The sequence below is a fragment of the Thermobacillus xylanilyticus genome (genome assembly GCF_907165215.1).
Taxonomy (GTDB): domain Bacteria; phylum Bacillota; class Bacilli; order Paenibacillales; family Paenibacillaceae; genus Thermobacillus; species Thermobacillus xylanilyticus.
In genome coordinates this window covers 1-25,985 of the sequence record NZ_CAJRAY010000069.1, presented here as the reverse complement: position 1 = coordinate 25,985, position 25,985 = coordinate 1, and the positions used below count along the sequence as shown (strand labels likewise).

The following is a 25,985-nucleotide window of genomic DNA, read 5'->3' as shown; positions in this document are numbered from 1 at the left end:
TGCTAGTTGAGGACTCCCTATGAAGCTGGCTTCAAAACGAAATTATGCAAAAGGCTCAATACAAAAAACATCCGCCTTTCGGGCGGATGTTTTTGTTTTAATATCACAAATCCTTACATTTGTCAACCACAATTTACATGTGTGAATGGCAAACCACTCCCAGCGAAAACCGTGTTATGATAAAGACACAGCAAGTTCCAATTTCCTACAAATGAAGGCGAGTTCTGAGAAATTTGGATGGAGTGATCAACGTGGCAGCCACGCGATCGACGCACACCACTCTGCCTGACGGCGAATATCCCATAGTGCACGACAAGATGATCCTGCTTCGGCCGCTCACGGACGAGCATCTGCTCGAAGTGTACCACGAAGCTGTCGCGATGGGATTGTCTGCCGAATTTATTCAATTGATCGAAGAAGCGATTCGTTCGCGCAATCTGGACCCGAAAACCTCTCTCTGATCTGGCTGCCGATTCGGCAGTTTTTGTCTTTATGGCCCGGCCGGCGGCTGCGCCGTCCGGCTTGCTTCTTTCGACCCCGATCCCAAGGCAAAGGGACGGATCCGCCGGGATCCGTCCCTTTTGCCCTTTCAAGCCCCGTTACTGGTTCTCCAGCTCTTCCTTGCTGACCAGTTGGACTAAAGCGTTTACAGCCTGTTCTGCGTCGGAACCGTCCGCACTGATGGTGACCTCCGTGCCCGAACTGATCGCGAGGCTCATGATGCCCATGATGGACTTCGCGTTTACTTTTTTGTCGTCCTTCTCCACGAAGATTTCAGCTGAGAATTTGTTCGCTTCCTGTACGAAAAGCGCAGCCGGCCGTGCGTGAAGGCCCGTCTTCAGACGAACGACCACCGGTTGCTTGATCATGCACTTTTTCCCCCTGTCCAGAAATTATCGGCCCGATGCTCGGCTCGCTCCTCACAAGCGCACCTTCCCGTGCCTGCGGAGGCCCATAGATCATGCAAGTATTATAACATTATTTGGGGCGTCAGACTAGGTTTGCGCCGTCAGAGCGTGCCGTTCCGGATTTTCTCGGCCAATTCGTCGATTTTTCGCAGCCGGTGGTTGACACCCGACTTGCTGACATTGCCCTTCAGCAGATCGCCCACTTCCTTCAGGTTGATGTCCGGATGGGCGAGCCGCACCTCCGCCACTTCGCGCAGCTTCTCGGGCAGATTTTCGAGGCCGATCACCTTCTGCAGCAGTTTGATGTTGTCGATCTGGCGGACGGCCGCGCCGATCGTCTTGTTCAGATTGGCCGTCTCGCAGTTGACGATCCGGTTCACCGAATTGCGCATGTCGCGCATGATCCGCACGTCCTCAAACTTGAAGAGTGCCTGATGCGCGCCGATGATGCCCAGGAGCTCGATGATCTTCTCCCCTTCTTTGATGTAGAAAATAAAGCCCTTCTTCCGTTCGATGCAGCGCGCGTTGAGCCGGTATTTGTTCGCCAGTTCCACCAGCGCCCGGCAATGCTCCTCGTACTGCGTCGCGATCTCCAGGTGATAGGACGATCCTTCCGGATCGTTGACCGAGCCCCCGGCCAGAAACGCGCCGCGCAGGTAGGAGCGCTTGCAGCACGCCTTGCGCACGATGTTCTTGTCGATTCCCTGGCGGAACACGAACCCTTCCGACACGATGGCAAGCTTGGACAGAATGTCCTCCACCATCGTCGGAACACGGACGATGTACACGTTGTTCTTCTTCAGCCGCATTTTCTTCCGCACCAGCAGCTCGGCCTGAACGCCGAACCGACGCTTGAGCAGGGTGAAAATGCGCCGCGCGATCGCCGCGTTCTCCGTCGAGACATCCAGTACAATCTTCCGGTTCGACAGCTGCACCGTACCGTTCATCCGGATGAGAGCCGAGAGCTCCGCCAGTTCGCAGCAAGGCGCAGATTCAATCATCGTGAGTTCTTTCTTGGTCTGGGCCGCGAAAGACATCCGCATCACCTCTTCCCGGATATCCAATCTTGAACCAGCCGCTCGATGTGATGGCTGAGCCTCGCGGCGTCGTGCCGCAGATAGGTCTGCACCTTGATCAGCCGATCCGCGATGACGCGGATGCCCCGCCGCCGCAGCTCCTCTTCGTCGCAGACGACGACCGAGGCGCCTTCCTCCGCATACTTGGACAGCACATCCGGCGGAATCTCGCCGTTGTTCACGATGACGCCGTGGAACAATGGCGCGCCGACATGCGCCTCAATGGCGTCGAGATGGTCGCTCACCGTGTAACCGTCCGTCTCGCCCGGCTGGGTCATGACGTTGCAAATGAACAATTTCATGGCATCGGAAGCGACGATGGCTTCCGCAAGTCCCTTCACGAGCAGATTCGGCATGATGCTCGTATACAGGCTTCCCGGGCCGATCAGGATGCAATCCGCCTCGCGGATCGCCTCCACCGCCTCCGGCAGCGGCTCGACCCCGGGCGGTTCAATCATGACGCGGCGGATTCTGCCGCGGGCTTTCGGAATCTGCGATTCGCCGACGACGATGCTGCCGTCTTCCATGACCGCCTTCAGCACGGTGCCCTGCGCGGCGGCGGGCAGCACCCGGCCGCGCACGGCGAGCACCTGGCTCAGCTCGCGCACGCCTGTGACGAAATCGCCGGCGATGTCGGTCATCGCCGCCAACATCAGGTTGCCCAAGCTGTGGCCGGCCAATCCGCTGCCGGCGGGGAAACGGTAGCGGAGCAGCCGCGAGAGCAGCGGCTCCACATTCGCGAGCGCCATCAGCACGTTGCGGATATCGCCCGGCGGCGGAATCTGCAGCTCCTGGCGCAGGACGCCGGAACTGCCTCCGTCATCGGCAACCGTGACGATGGCCGTCAGATCGAGCGGCTTCTCCTTCAAGCCGCGCAGCATGACGGACAGCCCGGTGCCGCCGCCGATGACGACGACTTTCGGCAATGGGGGCGACACGGACGGCGTGCGGGACTTCATGTCTTCACCCCGTCAGTGCCGGTCGCGCTCGGCGTCCCGGTGGCCGACACGCACCGTCTCCGTCTCGCTGTTGCCCAGCGTGCGGGCGAGGTACTCGGCGATTGCGACGGATCGATGCTTGCCCCCGGTGCAGCCGATGCCGACGACGAGCTGGCTTTTGCCTTCTTTCTTGTACATCGGAATCAGATATTGCAGCATGTCGACCAGTTTCGACAGAAACGTCTGCGTCTCCGGCCATTTCATGACATATTCGTACACTTCCGGATCCTTCCCGGTGTTCGGCCGCAGATGCTCGACATAATGCGGATTCGGAAGGAACCGGCAGTCGAAGATCAGATCCGCGTCAATTGGAATGCCGTATTTATAGCCGAACGACGTCAGATTCACGACGAACGTTTCCCGGTTCGCTTCGGAGAACCGATCGGCGATGAGCGCCTTCAGCTGCGACGGCTTCAGGCTGCTCGTATCGATCACATGGGTCGCGATCCCTTTCAGGTCCTCCAGCAGCCGGCGCTCCAGCCGGATGCCTTCAAGCGGCACGCCGCCGTCGGCAAGCGGATGCCGGCGCCGGCTCTCCTTGTACCGCTGGACGAGCACGCTGTCCGTCGCGTCGAGGAACAGAATCTCGATGCCGATCGTGAAATGTTCCTGCGTGTAGGCCAGCGACTCGGACAGCGCGGTGAAGAACTCCCGGCCGCGCAGATCGATGACGAGCGCCACCTTGCCGATCTTGCCGCTGGACGACTCGATCAGCTCGGCGAACTTCGGGATGAGCACGGGCGGCAGGTTGTCGACGCAGAAGAAGCCCAGATCCTCGAAGCTCTGGACCGCAATCGTCTTGCCCGCGCCCGACATGCCCGTAATGATGACCAATTTTGGGACTGCCGTTCCGCCGGTCATGGCGGCATCCCCTCCCCCGAATCAAGTAAAAACGGCCCGCGCCATCCTTCTTCCGGCAAGGCGCATCCGAATCAGCGTCGAAACTTCCAAATGTCTATCTTATAGCGTATGAACCGCCCGGCCGCCCCATCACCGCAGCGAATGGCGGCCGGGAATAACGAACAGGCCGGTCGCAACCGGCCTGCACGTTCATCAAGAACGCAGAATGAGCCCTGCTGCGCCGACGACCCCCGCGTTGTTGCCGAGTTCGGCCGGCACGATTTCCACGCCCTTCGAAGCAGCTTCCAGAGCATGCTTGAAATACGCTTCGCGGATTTGCTCGAACAGATACTCGCCCGCTTTGGCAACGCCGCCGCCGATGATGAACCGCTGCGGGTTGACGACGACCGACACAAGGGCCATCGACTTGCCGAGATAGTGCGCCGCGCGCTGCACGATGCGCGCCGCCGTCTCATTGCCGGCTTTCGCCGCGTCGAAGACGTCCTTCGCCGTGATCGTATCCAGACCGGCCAGCGGCGCCAGGTCGCCGCGCGCCACCGCGTCCTTGGCCATCCGGATGATGCCCGTAGCGGACGATACCGTCTCCAGGCAGCCTTTCTTGCCGCAGCCGCATTGAATGGCTTCCAGATCGGGCACAATGGCGATATGCCCGAGCTCGCCGGCCATCGCGTTGAAGCCGACGACGATGCGGCCGCCGATGATGATGCCGCCGCCGACACCCGTGCCGAGCGTGTACATCACGCAATCGGACACGCCGCGTCCTGCGCCGCCCCACGCTTCGCCTAGCGCCGCCACGTTCGCGTCATTGTTGATCAGCACCGGCTTGCCGAGCTGTTCGGAGAGATAGCTCTTCAGCGGCGCATTCCGCAGAACAAGGTTGGGCGAGGTGAGCAGAACGCCGTTCTGAATGTCCAGGAATCCCGGCACGCCGAGGCCGACGCCTTCGACGTCGTCCCAGGAAGCGGACATTTGCTCAACAACGGTACGGGCATATTGGGCCATATTGGCCATTACCCGGTCGCTGCCTTTCTCATTCTCGGTCGGTCCTTCGAAGGTATGCAGCAGCTTGCCGTCCTCGCTGCATACGCCCGCTTTAATCGCTGTACCGCCGACATCCAGGCCGACGTAAAGCTTACCCGACATGACAAGGCCACCTCAATCACTGTGTTAACTGCTCTTTTCACTATAAGCGAACGGTATGTCGAGGTCAAGAATGCGGGCGGCCTGTCATGGTCGCGGATACTGCCTTTGTCCTTGTTGACAGGGCGTAAGTAGGTGTGCTTAAATGTGAATGAACGAAAAAATATTCATTCACCAGAAAGGGAAGGAACGCGAAGTGGACATCAAAACCGCGATTTTCGATTGCGGCAAGGAGCTGTTCAGTGCAAAAGGGTTCAAAAAAACGAACATCAAAGAAATAGCCGAAAAAGCGGGTATTGGCGTAGGCACCTTCTACAATTACTACGCTTCCAAGGAACAGCTTTTCATTGAAATCTACAAAAAGGAAAATGAAAAGCTGAAACATCGCCTGATCGAAACGCTGGATCTGAGGCAGGAGCCGGTGCAGCTCGTCGGCAGGCTGCTCAGGGAAAACCAGGAGGCCATCCAGGCGAACCCGATTTTGAAGGAGTGGTATAATCGCGACTTCTACAAGGAACTCGAGAAGCATTACCGGGATGAAGACGGCCGCAGCATGGATTCCGTCCGGGAATTTTTCTTGGATCTGCTGCGCAGCTGGAAGCGGCAGGGATTGCTGCGGGATGATATCGATGAGGAGCTGCTGCCCGTTTTCTTCGATTCGCTGGTTTGCATCGACATGCATAAAGAGGAGATCGGCATCGAGCATTTTCCGAAAGTGATGCAATATTTGATTGAATTCATCATCAACGGGCTGACGAAGCCGAAGCATCAGCAATGATGCGCGTTTTTTGCAGCATAATGAATGAATAATAAAATATTCATTCACCCAGGACACAAATAAAATCACTCAAGACGGAGGAGTAGCACGAATGAAACGTACATTTGAAATTGCTTTAAGCGTTCTTGGGATTATTGCAAGCCTGGTCATGGTCGGAACCGGCATTGTCTTTCTGTATCTGACGAAAAGCGAAAAGTTTTTGCAGTACCTGGAAGAAGGATGGAGCGAAAGCGAAAATGCATACACCTTGGAGCAGCTGGGTCAGGCAGGGACGATGTTTATCACCCCCGGGTTGATCGGCATCGCCCTCGGGCTGTGCGCCGTCTGGCTGCTCAAGGGCAACCGGAATGCCGCCGTTGCGGGCTGGGGCTTGATCATCGTGTCTGTAGCATTATGCTTCGTTTCCCTGTTTGCCGCCATACCCGGTCTTTTCTACATTGCCGCAGGCATCCTGGCACTTGCGAGAAAGCCGAAGTTGAAGATGTCGAAGGCGTTGAGATAAGAAAACTTTCATCGAATCATGCAGACGCGATCGCGGTTCGGCAGCGTCAAAAAAACCGCCGACGGCCGGATGCTCCTTCCGTCGGCGGATTCCCGCATGCCATACTTATTGCAGCTTACAGCGAATGACTCCAATCGTGCACGGCGTTGCCTTCGAGGAACCGTTCGCACTCGAGCGCCGCCATGCAGCCGCTGCCCGCCGCCGTGATGGCCTGGCGGTACTTCTTGTCCTGCACATCGCCGCAGGCGAACACGCCCGGCACATTCGTTTCGGTGGTCCCCGGCTTCACGATGATGTAGCCCTGCTCATCGGTCTCGATCTGGCCGTCCAGGAACTTCGTGTTCGGCGTATGGCCGATCGCGACGAAAACGCCCTCCGCCTCGATCAGCTCTTCTTCACCCGTCTCGTTGTTGCGCACCTTCAGCCCGGTGACGCCGAGCGGACCGGCCACCACTTCAAGCGGCGTCCGGTTCAGATGCCAGCTGATCTTCTCGTTCGCCCGCGCGCGGTCCTGCATGATCTTCGACGCGCGCAGCTCGTTCCGGCGGTGCACCAGCTTCACTTCCGTCGCGAAGCGCGTCAGGAAGTTCGCTTCCTCCATCGCCGAGTCGCCGCCGCCGACCACGACGATTTTCTTGCCGCGGAAGAAGAACCCGTCGCAAGTCGCGCACGTGCTGACGCCGCGGCCGACGTTGTCCTTCTCGCCCGGGATGCCGAGATATTTCGCGGAAGCCCCGGTCGAGATGATCAGCGTCTCCGCCTGCAGCGGCTCCGCCATGCCCTCGACCTCGAGCGTGAACGGCCGCTTCGACAGATCGACGCGGTTCACCCAGCCCGTCTTGAATTCGGCGCCGAACCGCTCGGCCTGCTTGCGCATGTTCGCCATCAGTTCAGGTCCCATGATGCCGTCCGGGAATCCCGGGAAGTTCTCGACTTCCGTCGTCGTCGTCAGCTGCCCGCCCGGCTCCGGCCCTTCGATGACGAGCGGGTTCAAGTTCGCCCGCGCCAGATAAATCGCCGCCGTCAGGCCCGCCGGGCCCGTGCCGATAATGATCGATCGATATACCGTCATTCTGGTCTCCCTCCTGCTTCCCGGCATGGCCGGCAGATCCCGGATCCGCGATCCGCACGCCGCCTGCCGTTAATCTGCCCGCTCAGAGCCTGTATATCCTGCCAAGGACGATGACGTCTTGACGATGACACCCGCGATAAACGCCGTTCCCGCGCGCCCGCGCTAATCGCCCTCGGCCTCGCCCTGCATGTGCGCCGCCTTCATCCTGTCCCGGATGCCGCACACCTCGTCGATCCGGCGGACATGCTTGCACACGGTCGCCGCCGACACGCCGTAGCGCATCGCCGCTTCCTCGAAGGTGATCCCCTTGCGGTGCATTTTCGCCGTCAGATACTCGAGCGCCGCCGCCCATCCTTCCGCCTTGCGGATGACCGGCGTCTCGGGATACAGCCGCTGCAGAAACTCCGCCCACAGCGTCAGCAGATCGTGCTGCTGCACCGCGTCAAAGCGGTTCTTGATGCGCTGCATCGCCGCCTCGATGACCGCCTGCCACCGCGCGTTCGCGGCGGGCATCCGGACCGGCATCCGGTTCGCTTCGATGACCACCCGCTCTCCGCCCAGCACCGCCTCGATCGGCCCGTTGTCTCCGATGCCGCGCAGGACGAAGACCGCGACGCGCTTGAGCATGTCGTCTTCCTCGGGCAGCCTCAAAAATTCGCGCAGCGCCTCCTTCACCTCGTCGTCCCCGACGAGGCTGAACGCCTGGATGACCTGCAGCTTCATCCTGCGGTCGCCGTGGCGCAGCGCCCAGAAGAACGACGAGCGGACGAGCGGGTCCCGCTTCATCCGTTCGGGCAGCTCGTCGCCCGAGCCTTCCCAGCGCCGGAGCTGCTCCTCGAACGGCAGATGATAGTGGTAGCTGGACGGCGGAGACATCCTGCCGGACTTCAGGTCGTCCAGATGCTGCAAATAATACTCGGCCACGCCCGCTTCCGGATCGAGCAGCGCCGCCTCCTTCCACAGCCGCGCGGCTTCATCCAGGCGGCCGATGTTGCTGGCCGCGACGGCCGTGTAGTGCAGGAGGCATGGGTCCCGATGGCCGGACAGCTCGCGGAGCAGCCGCCGGAAATGGCCGTACGCCGCCTCATGCTCGCCGAGAATGCCCATCGTCGTCGCGAGCTTGAACGCCAGCTCCGGCTGCATCGGCACCATCTTGCGCAGCGCCCCGACGATCGCCAGCGCTTCCTCCCGGCCGCCATTGTGCATGCGGAAGATCGCGAGATTGCACAGCGCGTGCAGATTGCCCGCGTCCATCTTCAGCACATCCCGGACGGTGTCCGCCGCCTGATCGAACAGGCCCATGTAATAATAGGCGAGCGCCAGATTGTTGCGCGCCGCCAGAAATTCGGGCTGCTCCTCGATGATCGTCTTCAGCAGCTTGACCGCCTCGACGAACTTCCCTTCCTCGAGCAGCTGCCGGGCGCGCTCATGGTCGTGCAGCCGGCCGCGCGCCTTCACGACCGGCTGCTTCAGCGGCCGGTCCAGCTCGTAGTGAAGCAGATCCATCATCTCTTCCGCTTCCTCGAGAAACTGGCCGTCCGCGTCTTCTTCCAGATATTGGACGAGCGCTTCCTCCGCCGCCTCGTACATTTCCATGTTGGCGTAATTGTTCGCCATGTAGAACCAGCATTCCGTCATCGACGGGTCGAGTTCGTCCAGCACCTTCTTCAGGATGTTGTTCGATTCCTCGTAGTTGCCCATCTCGGACAGAATGCCCGCCATGTTGCAATGATTCACCGGATTGTCCGGCTCGTATTCGACAGCCTTGCGAAAATAGCGGAGTGCCTTGTCGTAGCGGAAGCGGTCCAGCGACCGGACCGCACGTTCATAAAAGAAGGCGGCGTCCAGCTGGATCGGGATGATTTTCGCGCGGGGCGCCGCTTTGTTCTTCTTGCGCATACGATCAGGCACCTCCCGTGCTTCGATTTTGCATCGATTATATCACATCACGGGTTCTAGACGCCCGCATTCTTGAACAGCGTGCTGATCGAACCGCCCTGGATGATGATCCGGGTCGCTTCCGCCAGCATCGGCGCGACGCTGATGACTTTGAACCGGTCCTCCGACAGATCCGGCTGGAAAATGGAGTCCGTCACGACCACTTCGCGAATGTTCGGATGGCCGAGCTTCTCGATGGCCGGATTCGAGAACAGCGGGTGCGTCGCGCAGACGATTGCGTCTTCCGCCCCGCGTTCCTTCAGACTCTCCACGACGTTGATGATCGTCGAGCCGGTGTCGATCAGGTCTTCGATGATGATCGGCGTCTGTCCTTCGACATCGCCGATGACATGCGTAATGACGGATTCGTTGTGTTTCGGGCGTTTCTTGATCATGATGGCGAAAGGCGCGTTCAGGTAGTTTGCCAGTTTCTCCGCCGTCGACGCCCGTCCTGCATCCGGCGAAACGACGACCGGATTGCGAATGTTCTTCGATTTCAGATAATCGCTGATCAGGTCAAGCGCGGTCAGGTGATCCACCGGAATGTTGAAGAATCCCTGGATCGCCGGAGCGTGCAGATCGAGCGTAATGATCCGGTCTGCGCCCACCGTCGTCAGCACGTCCGCCACCATCTTCGCCGAGATCGGCTCCCGCGGCGCCGATTTGCGTTCCTGCCGCGCGTAGCCATAATACGGGATCATAATGTTGATCGTCCGCGCGGACGCCCGCTTCGCCGCGTCGATCATGACGAGCAATTCGACAAAATGCTCGTTGATCGGATGAGAGAACGACTGGACGAGGAAGACGTCGCAGTTGCGGACCGACTCCTCGTAGTGAACGTAGACTTCGCCGCTCTTGAAGCGCGAAATCTTGATTCTGCCCAGGGTGCAGCCGAGCTCCGCGCATATGCGCTCCGCCAGCAGTTGGTTCGACGACCCCGAGAAAATACGCACCTTATCGCTGAACATGATACCCTCCTGAAATTTTGCGAATCCGTTTCGAGCCGCATGTCAATTTCATTATACATCGGCGACGGTCTTTTTCAAAAATCGACGAGAATCCGCCTGCGTCCTTCGAACGTCGCAAGCTGCGCGTACCCCGCATCCTTCAGCGCCGCCCCCGCCTCGTCGAGATACTGCCCCAGCCGCTCCGGCTGATGCGCGTCCGAACCGAGCGTGACCGGAATGCCGAGCTCGCGCGCCTTTACCAGCATCCGCCGCGACGGGAACATCTCCGCGCACGGCATCCGGAGCCCCGAGGCGTTCAGCTCGATCGCGACGCCCGCTTTCGCCGCCGCCGCAAGCGCCATGTCCTCCAGATGCGTCACATCGCCGCCCGGCTGCACGCCGAACCGCTTGATGACGTCGATGTGGCCGATCACGTCGTAGAAGCCGGTCGCCGCCGCCTTGCACACCGCGTCGTAATACTGCTCGTACACGGCCATCGGATCGCGGCTTTTCCAACCGTCCGTCTGCCGGTAGTCCGTGATGTCCCATTCGCCGAGAAAATGCACCGAACCGATGACATAATCCCACGGGTATCCCCGGACGATCCGCTCGATTTCTTCCTCGTACCCTTCGATGTAGTCGCCTTCGAGCCCGACGCGGACTTCGATGACACCCTTGTACTTCTCCTTCAGCGCGAACGCTTCTTCCACATAGCGCGGCAGCTCGTCCATCGGCATCGCCATCCCGGGATAATAGGATGCCGGATCGACATGGATGAGCGGCATATGGTCGGACAGGCCGATGTGATCGAGCCCGATCCCGATGCCCCGCTTCACATAATCCTCGAGCGAGCCCTCGGCGTGTCCGCACCGCGCATGGTGGGTATGATAGTCGATCTTCATCGCATTTTATTCGTCGTCGGCTTGCCTTCGCGGCTCGCAAGTTCCGCCATGACGTCATCCAGCGGCAGCCCGCGCTCCCGCAGCAGCACCATCATGTGGAAAATGAGATCCGCCGTCTCGTACCGCAGCTCGTCGTTGTCCCGGTTTTTCGCCGCGATGATCACTTCCGCCGTTTCCTCGCCGACTTTTTTCAGAATCTTGTCGATGCCCTTCTCAAAAAGATACGTCGTATAGGTGCCTTCCGGCCGTTCCGCGTAACGCTTCGCAATGATCCGCTCCAGCTCGCCGAGCATCCGGAACCGGTCCGCCGCAGGCTCGCGCCCGGCGTTTCCGTCCGGCTTGATCTCGTGATGGAAGCAGGTGTACTTGCCCGTGTGGCAGGCCGGTCCGATCTGTTCCACCTGGACGAGCAGCGCGTCGCCGTCGCAATCGTAAGCGATCGACTTCACCTTCTGCTTGTGTCCGCTGGTTGCGCCCTTGTTCCACAGCTCCCCGCGGGAGCGGCTCCAGAACCAGGTTTCCCCGGTTTCCAGCGTCTTCGCCAGCGACTCGCGGTTCATGTACGCGAGCATCAGCACTTCCTTGCTGACCGCATCCTGGACGACGGCCGGCACAAGCCCGTCATCGTTCCAGCGGATCGACTCCGCCAGTTCGCTCATCGCACTTCCACTCCCTTGCGGCGCAGATCGTCCTTGACCTCGCCGATCGTCATTTCCTTGTAATGGAACACCGAAGCCGCCAGCCCGGCGTCCGCCAACCCTTCCGCGAACACCTCGTGGAAATGCTCGACCTTGCCGGCGCCGCCCGACGCGATGACCGGAATCGACACCCGCTCGGACACGGCCCGCGTCAGCGCGATGTCGAAGCCGTCTTTCGTGCCGTCCTTGTCCATGCTCGTCAGCAGAATTTCGCCGGCGCCGAGCGCTTCGGCCCGCTGCGCCCACTCAAGCGCGCGGATGCCGGTCGGTTTGCGGCCTCCGTGCGTATAGACTTCCCATTCTCCCCATTCGGGATTGAACTTTGCGTCGATCGCGACGACAATGCACTGCGCGCCGAAGACGCGCGAGCCTTCCGCGATCAGATCGGGATTGAGCACCGCCGCCGTATTGATGCCGATCTTGTCCGCGCCGGCGCGAAGCAGCGTCTTCATGTCGTCGACATGCGCGATCCCGCCGCCGACGGTGAACGGAATCGTGATCTCGCCGGCCGTCCGGCGCACGACATCGACCATCGTCTTCCGCCCTTCGTGGGAAGCGGAGATGTCGAGGAAGACCAGCTCGTCCGCTCCTTCCCGGTCATACGCCGCCGCGAGCTCCACCGGATCGCCGGCGTCGCGCAGATTGACGAAATTGACGCCTTTCACGACGCGTCCGTCTTTCACATCCAGGCACGGGATGATCCGTTTCGCTAACATGATGGCTCCTTTCCGCATGCCGGCCCGTCCGGGTCGCGGTTCTCCCCTCATCCGTCCGGACCGCGCATCGCATTGCACCCTATCGATCCGCGGGCTGCTCCCGCGCCTCTCCCGGGCGGTTGCCGCCACCCGAACGATCTTCAACCTCCGTAGCGGTCACCGCCGCCTGGGCCGATAGCGACCTCGGGGCCGTCACTGCCCTGGACCGCGGTCACTGCATTCCGGGCGTCCACAGTCCCGCGGACAGTCACCGTCCCCCGGGCCGTGATCACGACGATTCGGTCTGCACCTTCGTCGTCAGCGACAGGAACCGGCCCAGCAGCCGCATGCCCAGCTCACCGCTTTTCTCCGGATGGAACTGCATGCCGTACAGCCCGCCGCGGCCGACGATCGCCGTGACCGGACCGTGGTAGTCCGTCGTCGCCAGCAGATCGCCTTCATGCTCCGGAAGCACATGGTAGGAATGCACGAAATAGACGTGGCCGGGATCAAGTCCTTCCGTCAGCGGATTCTCCCGCTCGAACTTCAGCCGGTTCCAGCCCATGTGCGGCACCTTGAACGGCCCTTGGAACCGGACCACGCGGCCGGGCAGCAGCCCGAGCCCTTCGTGCCGGCCGTGCTCCTCGCTCTCACTGAACAGGAGCTGCATGCCGAGGCAGATGCCGAGCATCGGCCTCCCCGAGCGGGCGAACGCCTTCGCCGCCTCATCCAGCCCCGTCTCGCGCAGATTGCGCATCGCGTCGCCGAACGCGCCGACGCCGGGCAGAATCGCGCCGTCAGCGGCGAGGATTTCCCCGGGGTCGCTCGTCACCTTCGCTTCATGGCCGAGCCGTTCGACCGCCTTGCTGACGCTGTGCAGATTGCCCATGCCGTAGTCGATGATCGCGATCATGTTGTTACAGCACTCCCTTGGTCGACGGGACGCCCTGCACGCGCGGATCGAAGCTCGACGCTTCGTCCAGCGCCCGGCCAAGCGCCTTGAACACCGCTTCGATCATGTGGTGGGTGTTGCGCCCGTAGTGCACGATGACATGCAGCGTAATGCGCGCCTCCAGCGCCAGCTTCCACAGAAATTCATGCACCAGCTCGACGTGGAAGCTGCCGACCGTCTGCGCCGGGTATTCCGCCCGGTACTCGAGGTGCGGCCGGTTGCTGATGTCGATCACCACCTGCGCCAGCGCCTCGTCCATCGGAATGAACACGTTCGCATAGCGCCGAATGCCGCGCTTGTCGCCGAGCGCCTCGAGAATCGTCCGGCCGAGGCAGATGCCGATGTCTTCGACCGTATGATGGTCGTCGACCTCGACGTCGCCGCTCGCCTGCACCTTCAGATCGAAGTGGCCGTGCTTCGCGAACAGCTCGAGCATGTGGTTGAGGAACGGCACGTCCGTCTCGATCAACGTCTCCCCCGTCCCGTCGAGCGCGAAGCTCAGCTTGATGTCCGTTTCGCCTGTTTTGCGGGCGATGTCCGCCGCGCGTCTGACCGGTTCCGTCATCGCTTCAGCCTTCTTTCATTCCAATATCTTTGACTTGCTCCTTCATCAGCCGAACCTCGACGGCGCGGGCGTGGGCCTCCAGCCCCTCGCGGCGGGCCAGCGCCATGATCTTGCCGCCGTGCTTGAGCAGCGCTTCCCGGCTGTACCGGATCAGGCTCGACTTCTTCACGAAGTCGTCGACGCCGAGCGCCGACGCGAAGCGCGCCGTGCCGTTCGTCGGCAGAATGTGGTTCGGTCCGGCGAAATAGTCGCCGACCGGCTCCGTGCTGTGCGCGCCGAGGAAGATCGCGCCGGCATTCTCGATCCGCCCGGCGACATCCAGCGGGTCCGCCGTCATGATCTCGAGATGCTCCGGCGCGAGCCGGTTGACGACCGCGATCCCTTCATCCAGCGAATCGACGGTCAGAATCGCGCCGTAGTCGACGATCGACTTGCGCGCGATCGCCGCCCGCGGCAGATCGGCCAGCTGCCGCTCCACCTCGTCCGACACCGCCTTCGCAAGCCCGGCCGAGGGCGTCACGAGCACCGCGGACGCCATCTCGTCGTGCTCCGCCTGCGACAGCAGGTCGGCCGCAATATATACCGGGTCGGCCGACCCGTCGGCCAGCACGACGATCTCGCTCGGCCCGGCGATGCTGTCGATATCGACCGCGCCATACACCTCGCGCTTCGCCAGCGCCACATAGATGTTGCCGGGGCCGCAGATTTTGTCGACCGGCGCGATCGTCTCCGTGCCGTAGGCGAGCGCGGCGATCGCCTGCGCCCCGCCGACCCGGTAGATCTCCTTCACGCCCGCTTCGGCAGCCGCCACGAGGATGTAAGGGTTGATCCCCGCCCGACCGCCCGTCGCCGGCGGCGTCACCATGACGATCTCGGGCACGCCGGCCACCTGTGCGGGAATGACGTTCATCAGGACGGAGGACGGATAGGCCGCCTTGCCTCCCGGCACATAGACGCCAACCCGCCGCAGCGGCCGCACGATCTGGCCGAGCAGCGTGCCGTCCGGCGCCGGCTCCATCCACGACTTCTGCTTCTGCTTCTCGTGGAAGGCGCGAATGTTGGCGGCCGCCTCGCGGATCGCGGCAAGGAACTCCTCGTCCACCTGGCCGTATGCCGCCTGGATTTCTTCTTCCGTCACCTTCAGCCCGGACGCCTCAAGCTTCACGCCGTCAAACCGCTCGGTGAACTCAAGCAGCGCCGCGTCGCCCTTCGTCCGCACCGCCGCGACGATCTCCCGGACCGCCGCGTTCTGCTCCGGGCTGCCGTATTCGACTTCGCGCTTCAGATTGAATGCGCTCGCCGCCATGATGCGCATGGCCCACACCCCTCACTGATTCGTCACTGCGCCTGTATCGCCCAATCTGGTGCAAAAATGCACCAGATTCATGCGCCAAACGCCGGAATCGCCCAATTTGGTGCAAAAATGCACCAGATTCACATCAACTTGCCGGAACAGGTCCAAATGTAGTGCAAAAATGCACCAGATTTGCGGTCCAATCGTCGGAATCGCCCAATTTGGTGCAAAAATGCACCAGATTCGCATACGGAACGCCGGGATCGCCCAATTTGGTGCATACATGCACCAGATTCCATCCGGAGCCGCCGCTCAGACGTCCGCACGCCGGCCGCACCCGCCGCTCCCGCGAATTTCCGTCAGCAGCCGGCCTTCCGGCCCCCGCCAGCCGCCCGCTGTCCGGCTCCTGGCCGCCTTGCGCGCCTCACGGCCGGGCGCCGCGCTGCAGCGTCTGCTGCAGCCGGTCGCACAAAGCCTGGATCGCTTCGTTCTTCATCCGGTAGCTGACCCGGTTCGCGATGAGCCGGCTCGTCACGTCGAACATCGTCTCCATCTCGACGAGCCCGTTCTCGCGCAGCGTCGCGCCGGTCTCGACCATGTCGACGATCCGGTCCGCCAGGCCGACGAGCGGCGCCAGCTCGATCGAGCCGTTCAGCTTGATCACCTCGACCTGCTGCCCCCGCTCGCGGAAATATTGCGACGCGACGTTCGGATACTTCGTCGCCACCCGCGGATGGATGACGGGCTTCCAATCCGGCAGCCCGATCACCGACATCCGGCACTTCGCGATGCCGAGATCCAGCAGCTCGTACACATCCTTGTTCTCTTCCATCAGCACGTCCTTGCCGACGACGCCGATATCGGCCACGCCGTATTCAACATAGGTCGGCACGTCGACCGGCTTGGCCATGATGAACGACATCCCCGCATCGGGCACATCGAAGATCAGCTTGCGGCTGTCGTCGAAATCGTCCGGGATCGGCAGCCCCGCATCCCGGAACAGCTGCGACGCCTGCTTGTAGATCCGCCCTTTCGGCATCGCGACCATCAACGTGTCACGCATGTTTACCGCCTCCGTCCGCGCCTTTGCCCGTCGATCCGACAAAACGCTCGAACCGTTCGTAAGCCGCGCCGTTGTGCAGGATCGGGCCGCCTGCTTGCAGCGCCCGTTCCAGCGCCCCGGCTTCTTCGGCCGACATCTGCGCCGTCACGGCAACAAGGCCCTCGGCGCGCAGCCGGCCCGCTTCGGCCAGCGCGGCGGCTCGTCCGGCAGCATCGTAGCCGATCAGCGTCCGGCCTCTGCCCGATTCGTCCGCGCCGCCGTCCACAAGATCGAGGATGCGCGTCGTCTTCAGCGCGAAGCCCGTCGCCGGCGAAGGCCGGCCGAACTGCGCCAGCAGATTGTCGTACCGGCCGCCGCTGACGACGGGGAACCCGAGATCCGCCGCGTAGCCTTCAAACGTCATTCCGGTATAATAAGAGAAATCACCGATCATCGTCAGGTCGATCAGCACGTGTTCCGTCACGCCGTATGCGTCCAGCACGTCCCAGATCGCGCACAGATGGTCGATCGCCGCCCGCGCCGCCGGATCGCCGCTCAGACTCTTCGCCTGCCGGCACGTTTCCTGACCGCCGCGCAAGCGCAGAATGTCTTCGAGCTCCCGCTCCGCCTGCTCCGGCAGCCCGAGCGAACGGAGCCGTTCGCGATAGCCGACGTGGTCGCGGCTCAGCAGGTAGGCTTTGAGCTCGCGCTGCGCCTCCGCGCTCTCGCTGAGCTTCTCCTCCAGCAGCCCGTTCAGGAAGCCGACGTGGCCGATGGCAATCTTGAACCGGCTCACGCCCGCCGCCTGCAGCGAAGCGATCGCGAGCGCGACGACCTCGGCGTCGGCCTCGGGCGTCGGATCGCCGATCAGCTCGACGCCGGTCTGGAAGAACTCCGCTTCCCGCCCGGCTTCCTCTTCAATGGCGCGGAAGACGTTCGCGTGATAGGAAAGCCGAAGCGGCAGCGGCGCATCCTTGAGCAGCGACGCGGCGACGCGCGCGATCGGCGCCGTCATGTCCGAACGGAGCACAAGCGTCGTGCCCCGGTTGTTGAGCAATTTGAACAGCTTGCTGTCGGACGTCGCGCTGGCGACGCCCACCGTATCGTAATATTCCATTGTCGGCGTCATGATCTGCTCGTAGCCCCACCGCTTCATGCATTCGAGCACCTGCTGCTCGATATGCCGCAGTTTCGCCACGACATGGGGCAGATAATCCTTGACGCCGGCCGGTTTTTCGAAACCTCTCGGTTTGGCCATAGCACGGGTCACCTGCAGTTACTTTATCTCGTTAAAGCGTTAATATGTTACCATACTGCCAAAATAAAGGGATTGACCGTATCGTAACACGACGAGGCGGCCCCGTCAAGCCGAGGCCGCCCGCATCACACCACTAAACCGTCATATTCGATTCCGCCGCTGCCGAACAGCCCGGGCGAACAGCCAGGCCAGCAGCGCCGCCAGCGCGAGGCCGCCGGTCCACAGCACCGCGGGCGACGTCGCATCCCGCACGGAATGGCGCGTCGCGGCCGGCGTGTCCTGCGGCACGAGCCGTTCATAGATCGTCTTCACCTTCAGGCCGTACCGGGCGAGATACCGGTCCACTTCCTCCTGGCTGTAATATCTCGACTCGGCCCGGCCGTTCTTCAGTTTGATGAAGCCCTGATGAACGCCGGCGATCGTATAACCGCCGTCCGCCGTCTTCTGGAGCAGCACCAGGTAGGACGAACCTTTGTCGAGGACGCCCTCATCGCCGAATTGCAGGACGCGCGCCGTCAACTCCGATTTCTTCTCCAACCCGCCCTTGAGCGGAATGTCGATGCGGAACGTGTACCGATGCTCCGTATCGCTGTCTTTCATCCTGTCCGTCACCGTGCCCACGAACACGATATCCGCGTGAACCGAGAGCTCATCCAGGGATTCAATTGGGAAATTAAGCGCTTCCACTTCGCGGGATGCGTGAGCCGCGAAGAGCATTGCCGTCCATACGGCCAACAGGACCATCATGACCGCCTTGGCGCGCCGTCCCGGTGTCCGAACCCGGTGCATCCCGCACCCCTCCCCGTCCTTACGCTTTCATTACATATGACGCGGAGGGGCCGGCAAACGTTGCGTTCCGACCGGCATTTTTTTATTACTCCGGCTGCCACTTGTCCACCCGCAGATCCCGCAGCGGATTGCCCCCGACGAACGCGCCGGGCGGCACATCCTTGTGCACGACGGAGCCCGCCGCCACGACGGCGCCGTCGCCGATCGTTACGCCGGGCAGAATCGTTACGTTCGCGCCGATCATCACGTTGTCGCCGATCACGACGTCGCCGAGCCGGTACTCGCGTATCAGATATTCATGCGCCAGAATCGTCGAGTTGTAGCCGATGATGGTGTTGCTCCCGACCCGGATCCGCTCCGGGAAAAAGACATCCACCATCACCATCAGGGCGAACGCCGTGTTCCGTCCGACCTTCATCCCGAGCACATGCCGGTAGATCCAGTTCTTGAGCGGCAGCGAGGGGCAGTAGCGGGCCAGCTGGATGAAAATGAAATTCCGCACCGCCTTCATCCGGCTGACCGTCTTGTACACCTGCCACAGCGAATTCGGTCCTTCCACCGGATAGCGCTCCACGTTCCTCACGGCGTCCTCCACTCCAATCCCGCAAGTTCGTACAGGTCGCGCATGTCATGGATGATGTGCCGCGCGCCCGTCTCCAGCAGCACCCGCTCGCCCTTGAGCGACCAGGCGACGCCGACCGGCACGGCGCCGGCGGCCAAGGCCGACTGCATGTCGGCAGGGCTGTCGCCGACCATGAGCGCCCGCTCCGGGCGGACGTCCAGCGCCTCCAGCGCCTTGAGCACCGGCTCGGGATGCGGCTTCGGGTGCTCCACGTCGTCGAACGCGACGACCGCGTCCATGAAACCGTCGATGCCCGCGAGCTTCATGCCGCGCGACGCCGTCAGCCGCATCTTCGTCGTGACGACGCCGATCTTGAGCCCGGCCGCCTTGAGCCGCTCCAGCACCTCGGCCACATGCGGGAAAGGCTTTACCAGCGCGTCATGCTCGCGCAGGTTGTACTCCCGGTATGCCGCGAGCAGATCGTCGACATCGTCCCGTCCGGTAAAATGCCTGAGCTGATCCTTCAGCGGCTTGCCCATGTGCGGAATGATGTGCTCCCGGCCGAATTCCGGCGGCGTCACGCCGCGCAGCGCATGGAGAAACGAGCGGATGATCAGTTCGTTCGTATCGAGAATCGTCCCGTCCAGGTCAAACAGTACGGCCGCTGTCGTCATCGTGCTGCAGTCCTTTCGCCCCGGTGCTGTCAGCGGGTTTCGTATCTCCCGCATCCTGCGCCTTGTCCTCTGACGGCTTGTCCGCTTCCGTCTCGTCCGCCGCCTCCGACTCGCGTGAAATGTTGCGCTCATTGGGAGCATTCGCATCGCGCGATGCATCCGACGCCGGTTCATCCGCCTCATCGGCCATCCGATCATCCTTGAGCGGCAATGCGGCCGCGCCATCGGGACGTCTTACAATGATCGGATCGGCGTACCGCTCCGACGACGCGCCGCTGAGGCGCCGGTAGATCGCGAGCGCAATGCCCGCCGCGATGAGCAGCACGGCGAGCAGCTGCGACGTGCGCACATTGCCGTAATTCGGATCCAGATAGCCTTGCTCGAACAGGGTGGTCATCGGCGACCACAGGCCGTTCAGGAGCGACGCCAGCCACTCCGGCCCCTGGAAGGCCAGGCTGTCCGTGCGCAGTCCTTCGATGAAGAACCGCCCGGCCGAATACCAGATGAGGTAGCCGAGGAACACTTCGCCCGCGCGCATGAACGACTGGCGGCGCAGGACGAGCAGCAGCACCAATCCGGCGAGATTCCAGAGCGACTCGTACAGGAATGTCGGGTGATAGTATGTTCCGTTTATGTACATCTGATTGACGATGAAGTCCGGCAGATGGAGCGTGTCCCGCAGGAACGACTCTTCGACGGGGCCTCCGTACGCTTCCTGGTTGACGAAATTGCCCCAGCGGCCGATCATCTGACCAACCAGAAACGAAGGCGCGCAGATATCGGCAATCCGCCAGAACGGATACCCTTTCACCCTGATGTAGATGGCGCCGCTTATGACGGCGCCGATCAGCGCGCCATAGATGGCGATGCCGCCGTGCCAGATCGCGAAGATCTCCCAGAAGTTGTCCTTGTAGTTCTCCCATTGGAACGCCACATAGTAGGCGCGCGCCGCGATCAACGCCGACGGCGTGCCGATCAGCATCAGATCCATGAAGAAATCCGAAGAGATGCCGAACCTGCGCCCTTCCCGGATGGCGAGCAGCAGGCCCAGCAGCGCTCCGAAGCCGATGATCGTGCCATACCAGGTCAGATTGATCGGACCGAGCCGAAGCAGGACCGGATCAATCGCCAGTTCAAAAACACGCATCGCCCGTCCGCCCCCTTATTCGAAATCGTCCATATCTTCCGCGATGGATTCCGTCAGCTTGTTCGTGAATTGGAGCGCGGCATTGTATCCCATCCGCTTCAGCCGGTAATTCATCGCCGCCACTTCGACGATGACCGCCAGGTTGCGGCCCGGCCGGACCGGCACGGTGACGAGCGGCACATCGGTCTCGATGATGCGGGTCATTTCCTCATCCAGCCCGAGGCGGTCATACTGCTTCTCCTGCTGCCAGTTCTCCAGCCGGATGACCATCTCGATCCGTTTCTGCGTCCGGATGGCGCCGGCGCCGAACAGCGTCATCACATTGATGATGCCGAGGCCGCGGATTTCGAGCAGATACCGGATCAGTTCCGGAGCCGACCCGTACAGATGACCGTCCGATGTCTGGATGATCTCGACCGCATCGTCGGCGACAAGCCGATGGCCGCGCTTCACCAGCTCCAGCGCCGTCTCGCTCTTGCCGATGCCGCTGGAACCCGTGATGAGCATGCCGATGCCGTACACATCGACCAGCACGCCGTGGATCGTCGCCGTCGGCGCCAGCCGCTGCTCGAGGAAGCCGGTCATCTTGCTGATCAGATAGGTCGTCGCCATGGAGGAACGAAGCACGGGGATTTGCTTCCGGCCGGCCTCCTCGATCAGTTCTTCGGGCACCTCGAGGCCGCGCGTGACGATGATGCACGGCGTCTCGTCCCGGCAGAGCCGGCTCACCCGGTCTTTCCGGACCTCCGGCTCGAGCGTCTGGAAGAATGTCAGCTCGGTGCGGCCGAGGATTTGAATGCGTTCGCCAGGATAATGTTCGAAATATCCCGCCATCTCGAGGCCGGGACGATGCAGGTCATCCACCGTAATGCTGCGGCCTAAGCCTTCCGCACCCGCCACGACCTCCAGTTGGTATTGCTTGACCAATACGGACACTTTAACGGCTTTTGCCAACGTCTTGCCTCCTTGCCGCCTGCGTTCGCGGCGCTGATGACTGACCGAAAGCCTTGTACGGCTCCCGGTTTCCGCTTGTTACCATCGTAACCGATCGGATGCGGTTTGCGCAACGCGGGGATATGCGCGCGGCAGCCGCGGACAACAGAAAAGCCGCCTCGCTGCGAGGCGGCTCGATTGACTTGCGTGTTGATCCTGCGGATCAGATCTCGAAGATGTTCAGTTCCGATTCCGGATCGAACAGATGAATCTTGTTCATGTCGATCGCCAGCTTGATGTTCGAGCCTTCCTTCACATCGGAACGGCCGTCCAGACGGGCGATGACTGTATCGCTGCCGAGTCCGGCGAGATAAACGTTCTTCTCGTGGCCGAGGTTTTCCACGACTTCCGCGAGCGCCGACACGATGCTCTTCGGCGATGCTTCCAGGAAGACCGGCTCGTCATGGAAGTCTTCGGGACGAACGCCCAGGATGACTTCTTTATTGACATAGCCTTTCTCGCGGACGATGGCTGCCTTGCCTTCCGTCAGCTCGATGTCGAGGCCGTCCGCTTTGAAGTGAACGGAGCCGTCGCGCTCGTACAGGCCGCCCTTGATGAAGTTCATCGCCGGCGAACCGATGAAGCCTGCAACGAACATGTTGATCGGATGGTTGTACAGCACTTCCGGCGAATCCGCTTGCTGGATGACGCCGTCCTTCATGACGACGATCCGGTCGCCCATCGTCATCGCTTCGATCTGGTCGTGGGTGACGTAAATAACCGTCGTCTCAAGCCGCTTGGCGAGCTTCGAGATTTCGGCGCGCATTTGACCGCGCAGCTTCGCGTCGAGGTTGGAAAGCGGTTCGTCCATCAGGAACACTTGCGGTTCGCGGACGATGGCGCGGCCCAGCGCGACGCGCTGACGCTGACCGCCGGAGAGCGCTTTCGGCTTCCGGTCCAGCAGATGCTCGATGTCGAGGATCTTGGCAGCTTCGCGGACGCGTTTGTCGATGTCGGCTTTCTTGAACTTCCGCAGCTTCAGACCGAACGCCATGTTTTGATAGACGTTCATGTGCGGATACAGCGCGTAGGATTGGAAGACCATCGCAATGTCCCGGTCTTTCGGGGCAACGTCGTTCACGAGGCGGTCGCCGATGTACAGCTTGCCTTCCGTGATCTCTTCAAGTCCGGCGATCATCCGCAGCGTCGTCGACTTGCCGCAGCCGGACGGACCGACGAGAACGAGGAATTCCTTGTCCTTGATATCGAGGTTGAAGTCCTTGACCGATGCGACATCGGAGCCGGGATACCGTTTGTAAACGTGTTCCAAGCGTACGCCTGCCATGCGTTTCTTCCCCCTAAGCTCTTATTGGAGTGCTTATTACCATCTTAGCGTACAGCAGCCGCCTAAGAAAATGCACAAACCATACAAAAAAAACTACTTTCTTTTCGTTACTTTATACAATAGCAAAATGATCTTCACCAGCACGGCATCCCGGAACAGACGCACATCGAGGCCCGTATCCTGCTTCAGCTTGTCCAGCCGGTATAGCAGCGTGTTGCGGTGGATGAACAGCTTCTTCGCCGTATCGCTCACATTGCAGTTCATGGCGAAAAACGTCTCCAGCGTCGTCACGATCTCCGGCTCCAGCAGCAAATCGGTCCGGCTTGCCGCCTGTTCGATGAATCGGAGCCGCTGCTCATCCGGAATGCTGTTCAGCAGCCGCTCCAGATGAATGTTCCAGGGCAGATGGACCGTGTCGCCCTGATGGAACCGGCGCCCGAGGGCAACCGTCTCGCGCAGGAGGTACACCGTATCGACGACCGCAGCGGACGGCATGATCGGATGGGCGACCGCGATATGATTCTCGCCAAGCCATTCGCTGGTGAGCATGTCATGCATGCCCCGCGCCACGCTCTCCAGCAGTTCCTCCGGCGTCTCTTCGATGTCCCCCCGGCCACCGCCCTCCTCATAGAGCAGCGAATCCGGCGCCAGAATGAGCCACTCCTGATCACGGAGCGGCACGAGCAGCACGTCCGTTTCGAGATAGGTCTGCAGCAGTTTCTCCAGTTCCGCATCGTTCGCCCTGGCGGCATGATCGGCGAGCAGAAGAAACGGGATCCATTCGATGTTGAGCCGTCCGCCTGCGTTGAACTCATCCGGGACAGCCGCCTGCAGACGGCCGGCGCCGATCTGTTCCTGAATCCATTCGCCGAACCTTTGCATTTCCCGGTTCAGCGGACGCTCCCGGCTTCCTTCGGCATGACTGGCGCGATCCAGCTCCCGCAGCAGCCATTCGAGCAGCTGCTCTTCCCGCCCGGTAAGGTCGCCAGGCTGGAGGTCGACATACTCCACTTTCTCATCGTCGGCACTGACGATCAATCGGATCGTGCCGTCCGGCAGCCTGAACCGATCTCCGGAGCGAATCCGGTCACCCGGTTTCAGACCGATGTCTTGCCATGCGGATTCCCGTTCGCCGAGCGGCAATCCCGCCGTCATAATCGGCGCGCCCAGCAGCGATTCCAGTTTCGATCTCCAGGACAACTCCATCGCAACGCTCCTATCCGCACCCGAATACTGTTATTGTAGCACAATTCGGACAGGCGGTGCCTTCCGGCGTCGATCATGCGCCCCATGCGAGCAGCAGCACGATGGACAGCAGGGCGAATACGATGGACAGCAGATAGAGGAACGATACGGTCTGGATCTGGGTGAGCCCCCATCGCATCAGCGCATGATGCGTATGGAGATTGTCCGCCTTGTGCAGCCCGCGGCCTTCGGCGAGCCTCCTCGCCATGACGATGATGGTATCCATGATCGGGACACCGAGCGCCAGCATCGGGATCAAAATGGTGATGAGCGTAGCGCTTTTGAGCGAGCCTTCCACGGCGATCAGCGACAAAGCATAGCCGAGGAATGCCGCCCCGGCGTCACCCATGAAAATGCGGGCGGGATAGAAGTTGAAAGCGAGGAACGCGGCGCATGCTCCGAACAGGATGAGCGCCAGCATCGCCGTATCCGTCTGATGCCGGATGACGGCGGTCAGAAACAGCGTCAGCGACGAGATCATGGAGACGCCGGCTGCCAGCCCGTCCACGCCGTCGATGAAATTGATCATGTTCGTAAGCGCGAAGATCCACACCACGGTCGAGACGACGGATGCCCATTCCGGCAGCATGATCATGCCGCCCGGTCCGGGCGAGGATACGCCGATGATGCGGATATCGAGCAGCACCGGCACGAATGCGGCCGTCAGATAGACGATCACACGCGGCCAGATCGGAAATTCATACCCCTTGGCCTTCGCCGTGTCATCCAGAAGACCGATGAACACGATGAGCAGTCCGCCGACTGCGACGGCGATGGACAGCGATGATCTGCCGCCGAAGAGCAGCATCGCCGCTGCGGTGGCGGCGTAGATCGCGGCGCCTCCGAGCAGCGGCACGGGAGCGGCATGAACTTTGCGCGGTCCCGGCATGTCCACGTAGCCGTGCCGCAAGGCGAACCGCGTAACATACGGCACGACCAGGAGCACGGCGAAGAAAGCGAACAATGCGCTGATGACCGCAAGCAACATCATCCCACCCCGATTCCACGGTTTGGGTTTTAGCTTTCCCTATTGCCGCTCCGCTAAACCAAGGAAGGAACTTTGACGAAATGCAAAAAACCTCCTGCGCTTATGCGCAAGAGGCTTCATTCGTGAAAGTGGTGGAGGGCGATGGATTCGAACCACCGAACCCGACTGGGAGCAGATTTACAGTCTGCCGCGTTTGGCCACTTCGCTAGCCCTCCACGATAAACAATCCATGGTGGCTCGGGACGGAATCGAACCGCCGACACGAGGATTTTCAGTCCTCTGCTCTACCAACTGAGCTACCGAGCCTTGATTTGAATGGCGGAGCCGACGGGATTCGAACCCGCGATCTCCTGCGTGACAGGCAGGCATGTTAGGCCTCTACACCACGGCTCCGCGATAGGTAATGAACTTGAATGGTGGAGGCTGACGGGATCGAACCGCCGACCCTCTGCTTGTAAGGCAGATGCTCTCCCAGCTGAGCTAAGCCTCCAGGTATGGTAGCGGCAGAGGGCCTCGAACCCCCGACCTCACGGGTATGAACCGTACGCTCTAGCCAACTGAGCTATGCCGCCGCGTTACAGGGGCGTTGCCGCTGTCAGCGGCTGCGGTTCCCCCGCCTTGCACCCTGAAAACCGGATGCGAATGAAATGTTGAATCAAGCTGATGGAATTTAGGA

27 protein-coding genes and 5 tRNA genes are annotated in these 25,985 nt (G+C 61.4%); 3 read left to right on the top strand and 29 right to left on the bottom strand.

What is annotated here, in order from left to right; genetic code table 11:
• Positions 1–251: 251 nt before the first annotated feature.
• The gene (sda, locus tag KJQ12_RS13090; RefSeq protein ID WP_015256256.1) at positions 252–461 is read left to right on the top strand and encodes a sporulation histidine kinase inhibitor Sda; all 210 of its coding nucleotides are present in this window, start codon (positions 252–254) and stop codon (positions 459–461) included.
• 138 nt (positions 462–599) lie between these two features.
• Here the strand turns inward: sda and KJQ12_RS13085 are convergent, their stop codons facing one another.
• The 5 genes from KJQ12_RS13085 to KJQ12_RS13065 all read right to left on the bottom strand — a co-directional run bounded on the left by KJQ12_RS13085 (position 600) and on the right by KJQ12_RS13065 (position 4,986).
• Positions 600–869, bottom strand: coding sequence for an HPr family phosphocarrier protein (locus KJQ12_RS13085; protein ID WP_015256257.1), 270 nt, complete (start codon positions 867–869; stop codon positions 600–602).
• 140 nt (positions 870–1,009) lie between these two features.
• Positions 1,010–1,945, bottom strand: a complete 936-nt coding sequence (gene whiA, locus KJQ12_RS13080) for a DNA-binding protein WhiA (protein WP_213485023.1) — start codon at positions 1,943–1,945, stop codon at positions 1,010–1,012.
• Between the two features lie 5 nt (positions 1,946–1,950).
• Positions 1,951–2,943 carry a gluconeogenesis factor YvcK family protein gene (locus tag KJQ12_RS13075; protein WP_015256259.1) on the bottom strand — a complete coding sequence of 331 codons (993 nt, stop codon included), beginning with the start codon at positions 2,941–2,943 and terminating at the stop codon, positions 1,951–1,953.
• A 12-nt stretch (positions 2,944–2,955) separates the two neighbouring features.
• Positions 2,956–3,843, bottom strand: coding sequence for an RNase adapter RapZ (gene rapZ, locus KJQ12_RS13070; RefSeq protein WP_213485022.1), 888 nt, complete (start codon positions 3,841–3,843; stop codon positions 2,956–2,958).
• Between the two features lie 192 nt (positions 3,844–4,035).
• Positions 4,036–4,986, bottom strand: a complete 951-nt coding sequence (locus tag KJQ12_RS13065; protein ID WP_015256261.1) for an ROK family glucokinase — start codon at positions 4,984–4,986, stop codon at positions 4,036–4,038.
• Positions 4,987–5,134: 148 nt separating this feature from the next.
• Here KJQ12_RS13065 and KJQ12_RS13060 point away from each other — a divergent pair, with 148 nt between their 5' ends.
• Positions 5,135–5,761, top strand: coding sequence for a TetR/AcrR family transcriptional regulator (locus tag KJQ12_RS13060; RefSeq protein WP_213485021.1), 627 nt, complete (start codon positions 5,135–5,137; stop codon positions 5,759–5,761).
• 91 nt (positions 5,762–5,852) lie between these two features.
• Entirely contained in the window at positions 5,853–6,263 is a 411-nt protein-coding gene (locus KJQ12_RS13055) for a DUF4064 domain-containing protein (RefSeq protein ID WP_015256263.1), read from the top strand.
• 115 nt (positions 6,264–6,378) lie between these two features.
• Here KJQ12_RS13055 and trxB read toward each other — a convergent pair whose 3' ends face one another.
• The 24 genes from trxB to KJQ12_RS12935 all read right to left on the bottom strand — a co-directional run bounded on the left by trxB (position 6,379) and on the right by KJQ12_RS12935 (position 25,881).
• A complete protein-coding gene (trxB, locus tag KJQ12_RS13050; protein ID WP_015256264.1) occupies positions 6,379–7,335 on the bottom strand; it encodes a thioredoxin-disulfide reductase in 957 nt (318 codons plus the stop codon).
• Between the two features lie 162 nt (positions 7,336–7,497).
• Positions 7,498–9,234: a tetratricopeptide repeat protein gene (locus tag KJQ12_RS13045; protein ID WP_015256265.1), complete on the bottom strand. Its 1,737-nt coding sequence runs from the start codon at positions 9,232–9,234 to the stop codon at positions 7,498–7,500.
• 56 nt (positions 9,235–9,290) lie between these two features.
• On the bottom strand, positions 9,291–10,241 hold the full coding sequence (locus KJQ12_RS13040; RefSeq protein WP_015256266.1) for a ribose-phosphate diphosphokinase: 951 nt from the start codon (positions 10,239–10,241) through the stop codon (positions 9,291–9,293).
• 74 nt (positions 10,242–10,315) lie between these two features.
• Positions 10,316–11,122, bottom strand: coding sequence for a histidinol-phosphatase HisJ (hisJ, locus tag KJQ12_RS13035; RefSeq protein WP_213485020.1), 807 nt, complete (start codon positions 11,120–11,122; stop codon positions 10,316–10,318).
• Positions 11,119–11,781, bottom strand: a complete 663-nt coding sequence (gene hisIE, locus KJQ12_RS13030; protein ID WP_213485019.1) for a bifunctional phosphoribosyl-AMP cyclohydrolase/phosphoribosyl-ATP diphosphatase HisIE — start codon at positions 11,779–11,781, stop codon at positions 11,119–11,121. Before hisIE ends, hisJ begins: the two co-directional genes overlap by 4 nt.
• A complete protein-coding gene (gene hisF, locus KJQ12_RS13025) occupies positions 11,778–12,536 on the bottom strand; it encodes an imidazole glycerol phosphate synthase subunit HisF (protein WP_015256269.1) in 759 nt (252 codons plus the stop codon). Before hisF ends, hisIE begins: the two co-directional genes overlap by 4 nt.
• A gap of 268 nt (positions 12,537–12,804) precedes the next feature.
• On the bottom strand, positions 12,805–13,428 hold the full coding sequence (hisH, locus tag KJQ12_RS13020) for an imidazole glycerol phosphate synthase subunit HisH (RefSeq protein ID WP_015256270.1): 624 nt from the start codon (positions 13,426–13,428) through the stop codon (positions 12,805–12,807).
• A gap of 4 nt (positions 13,429–13,432) precedes the next feature.
• A complete protein-coding gene (hisB, locus tag KJQ12_RS13015) occupies positions 13,433–14,032 on the bottom strand; it encodes an imidazoleglycerol-phosphate dehydratase HisB (RefSeq protein WP_213485018.1) in 600 nt (199 codons plus the stop codon).
• A 4-nt stretch (positions 14,033–14,036) separates the two neighbouring features.
• Positions 14,037–15,347: a histidinol dehydrogenase gene (hisD, locus tag KJQ12_RS13010; protein ID WP_213485017.1), complete on the bottom strand. Its 1,311-nt coding sequence runs from the start codon at positions 15,345–15,347 to the stop codon at positions 14,037–14,039.
• 403 nt (positions 15,348–15,750) lie between these two features.
• Positions 15,751–16,389: an ATP phosphoribosyltransferase gene (gene hisG / locus KJQ12_RS13005; protein WP_213485016.1), complete on the bottom strand. Its 639-nt coding sequence runs from the start codon at positions 16,387–16,389 to the stop codon at positions 15,751–15,753.
• The gene (locus KJQ12_RS13000; RefSeq protein WP_015256274.1) at positions 16,382–17,626 is read right to left on the bottom strand and encodes an ATP phosphoribosyltransferase regulatory subunit; all 1,245 of its coding nucleotides are present in this window, start codon (positions 17,624–17,626) and stop codon (positions 16,382–16,384) included. The genes hisG and KJQ12_RS13000 overlap by 8 nt, the downstream gene beginning before the upstream one ends.
• Before the next feature lie 141 nt (positions 17,627–17,767).
• Positions 17,768–18,415, bottom strand: coding sequence for a hypothetical protein (locus KJQ12_RS12995; protein WP_213485015.1), 648 nt, complete (start codon positions 18,413–18,415; stop codon positions 17,768–17,770).
• Between the two features lie 85 nt (positions 18,416–18,500).
• Positions 18,501–18,998: an acyltransferase gene (locus tag KJQ12_RS12990; protein WP_213485014.1), complete on the bottom strand. Its 498-nt coding sequence runs from the start codon at positions 18,996–18,998 to the stop codon at positions 18,501–18,503.
• Complete coding sequence (ppaX, locus tag KJQ12_RS12985; RefSeq protein ID WP_213485013.1) at positions 18,995–19,651, bottom strand: pyrophosphatase PpaX; 657 nt, start codon at positions 19,649–19,651, stop codon at positions 18,995–18,997. Before ppaX ends, KJQ12_RS12990 begins: the two co-directional genes overlap by 4 nt.
• Complete coding sequence (gene lgt / locus KJQ12_RS12980) at positions 19,626–20,798, bottom strand: prolipoprotein diacylglyceryl transferase (RefSeq protein WP_213485012.1); 1,173 nt, start codon at positions 20,796–20,798, stop codon at positions 19,626–19,628. The genes ppaX and lgt overlap by 26 nt, the downstream gene beginning before the upstream one ends.
• Positions 20,799–20,813: 15 nt before the next feature.
• Complete coding sequence (hprK, locus tag KJQ12_RS12975; RefSeq protein ID WP_015256279.1) at positions 20,814–21,752, bottom strand: HPr(Ser) kinase/phosphatase; 939 nt, start codon at positions 21,750–21,752, stop codon at positions 20,814–20,816.
• Positions 21,753–21,954: 202 nt separating this feature from the next.
• On the bottom strand, positions 21,955–23,076 hold the full coding sequence (locus KJQ12_RS12970) for an ABC transporter ATP-binding protein (protein ID WP_213485011.1): 1,122 nt from the start codon (positions 23,074–23,076) through the stop codon (positions 21,955–21,957).
• Between the two features lie 93 nt (positions 23,077–23,169).
• Positions 23,170–24,282: a PucR family transcriptional regulator gene (locus KJQ12_RS12965; RefSeq protein ID WP_213485010.1), complete on the bottom strand. Its 1,113-nt coding sequence runs from the start codon at positions 24,280–24,282 to the stop codon at positions 23,170–23,172.
• 73 nt (positions 24,283–24,355) lie between these two features.
• Positions 24,356–25,312 carry an MraY family glycosyltransferase gene (locus tag KJQ12_RS12960; RefSeq protein ID WP_342344853.1) on the bottom strand — a complete coding sequence of 319 codons (957 nt, stop codon included), beginning with the start codon at positions 25,310–25,312 and terminating at the stop codon, positions 24,356–24,358.
• Between the two features lie 126 nt (positions 25,313–25,438).
• Positions 25,439–25,524, bottom strand: a tRNA-Tyr gene (locus KJQ12_RS12955).
• A 15-nt stretch (positions 25,525–25,539) separates the two neighbouring features.
• Positions 25,540–25,615, bottom strand: a tRNA-Phe gene (locus KJQ12_RS12950).
• 10 nt (positions 25,616–25,625) lie between these two features.
• Positions 25,626–25,702, bottom strand: a tRNA-Asp gene (locus KJQ12_RS12945).
• A 21-nt stretch (positions 25,703–25,723) separates the two neighbouring features.
• Positions 25,724–25,799 (bottom strand) — tRNA-Val (locus KJQ12_RS12940).
• 5 nt (positions 25,800–25,804) lie between these two features.
• Positions 25,805–25,881 (bottom strand) — tRNA-Met (locus tag KJQ12_RS12935).
• Between the last annotated feature and the right edge of the window lie 104 nt (positions 25,882–25,985).

What these genes read in the sequence shown, in the direction of transcription:
- KJQ12_RS13085 (WP_015256257.1), bottom strand. Translation starts at nt 869, where the DNA reads ATGATCAAGCAACCGGTGGTCGTTCGTCTGAAGACGGGCCTTCACGCA.
- whiA (WP_213485023.1), bottom strand. Translation starts at nt 1,945, where the DNA reads ATGTCTTTCGCGGCCCAGACCAAGAAAGAACTCACGATGATTGAATCT.
- KJQ12_RS13075 (WP_015256259.1), bottom strand. Translation starts at nt 2,943, where the DNA reads ATGAAGTCCCGCACGCCGTCCGTGTCGCCCCCATTGCCGAAAGTCGTC.
- rapZ (WP_213485022.1), bottom strand. Translation starts at nt 3,843, where the DNA reads ATGACCGGCGGAACGGCAGTCCCAAAATTGGTCATCATTACGGGCATG.
- KJQ12_RS13065 (WP_015256261.1), bottom strand. Translation starts at nt 4,986, where the DNA reads ATGTCGGGTAAGCTTTACGTCGGCCTGGATGTCGGCGGTACAGCGATT.
- KJQ12_RS13060 (WP_213485021.1), top strand. Translation starts at nt 5,135, where the DNA reads ATGAACGAAAAAATATTCATTCACCAGAAAGGGAAGGAACGCGAAGTG.
- KJQ12_RS13055 (WP_015256263.1), top strand. Translation starts at nt 5,853, where the DNA reads ATGAAACGTACATTTGAAATTGCTTTAAGCGTTCTTGGGATTATTGCA.
- trxB (WP_015256264.1), bottom strand. Translation starts at nt 7,335, where the DNA reads ATGACGGTATATCGATCGATCATTATCGGCACGGGCCCGGCGGGCCTG.
- KJQ12_RS13045 (WP_015256265.1), bottom strand. Translation starts at nt 9,234, where the DNA reads ATGCGCAAGAAGAACAAAGCGGCGCCCCGCGCGAAAATCATCCCGATC.
- KJQ12_RS13040 (WP_015256266.1), bottom strand. Translation starts at nt 10,241, where the DNA reads ATGTTCAGCGATAAGGTGCGTATTTTCTCGGGGTCGTCGAACCAACTG.
- hisJ (WP_213485020.1), bottom strand. Translation starts at nt 11,122, where the DNA reads ATGAAGATCGACTATCATACCCACCATGCGCGGTGCGGACACGCCGAG.
- hisIE (WP_213485019.1), bottom strand. Translation starts at nt 11,781, where the DNA reads ATGAGCGAACTGGCGGAGTCGATCCGCTGGAACGATGACGGGCTTGTG.
- hisF (WP_015256269.1), bottom strand. Translation starts at nt 12,536, where the DNA reads ATGTTAGCGAAACGGATCATCCCGTGCCTGGATGTGAAAGACGGACGC.
- hisH (WP_015256270.1), bottom strand. Translation starts at nt 13,428, where the DNA reads ATGATCGCGATCATCGACTACGGCATGGGCAATCTGCACAGCGTCAGC.
- hisB (WP_213485018.1), bottom strand. Translation starts at nt 14,032, where the DNA reads ATGACGGAACCGGTCAGACGCGCGGCGGACATCGCCCGCAAAACAGGC.
- hisD (WP_213485017.1), bottom strand. Translation starts at nt 15,347, where the DNA reads ATGCGCATCATGGCGGCGAGCGCATTCAATCTGAAGCGCGAAGTCGAA.
- hisG (WP_213485016.1), bottom strand. Translation starts at nt 16,389, where the DNA reads ATGCGTGACACGTTGATGGTCGCGATGCCGAAAGGGCGGATCTACAAG.
- KJQ12_RS13000 (WP_015256274.1), bottom strand. Translation starts at nt 17,626, where the DNA reads ATGGCCAAACCGAGAGGTTTCGAAAAACCGGCCGGCGTCAAGGATTAT.
- KJQ12_RS12995 (WP_213485015.1), bottom strand. Translation starts at nt 18,415, where the DNA reads ATGCACCGGGTTCGGACACCGGGACGGCGCGCCAAGGCGGTCATGATG.
- ppaX (WP_213485013.1), bottom strand. Translation starts at nt 19,651, where the DNA reads ATGACGACAGCGGCCGTACTGTTTGACCTGGACGGGACGATTCTCGAT.
- lgt (WP_213485012.1), bottom strand. Translation starts at nt 20,798, where the DNA reads ATGCGTGTTTTTGAACTGGCGATTGATCCGGTCCTGCTTCGGCTCGGT.
- KJQ12_RS12970 (WP_213485011.1), bottom strand. Translation starts at nt 23,076, where the DNA reads ATGGCAGGCGTACGCTTGGAACACGTTTACAAACGGTATCCCGGCTCC.
- KJQ12_RS12965 (WP_213485010.1), bottom strand. Translation starts at nt 24,282, where the DNA reads ATGGAGTTGTCCTGGAGATCGAAACTGGAATCGCTGCTGGGCGCGCCG.
- KJQ12_RS12960 (WP_342344853.1), bottom strand. Translation starts at nt 25,312, where the DNA reads ATGATGTTGCTTGCGGTCATCAGCGCATTGTTCGCTTTCTTCGCCGTG.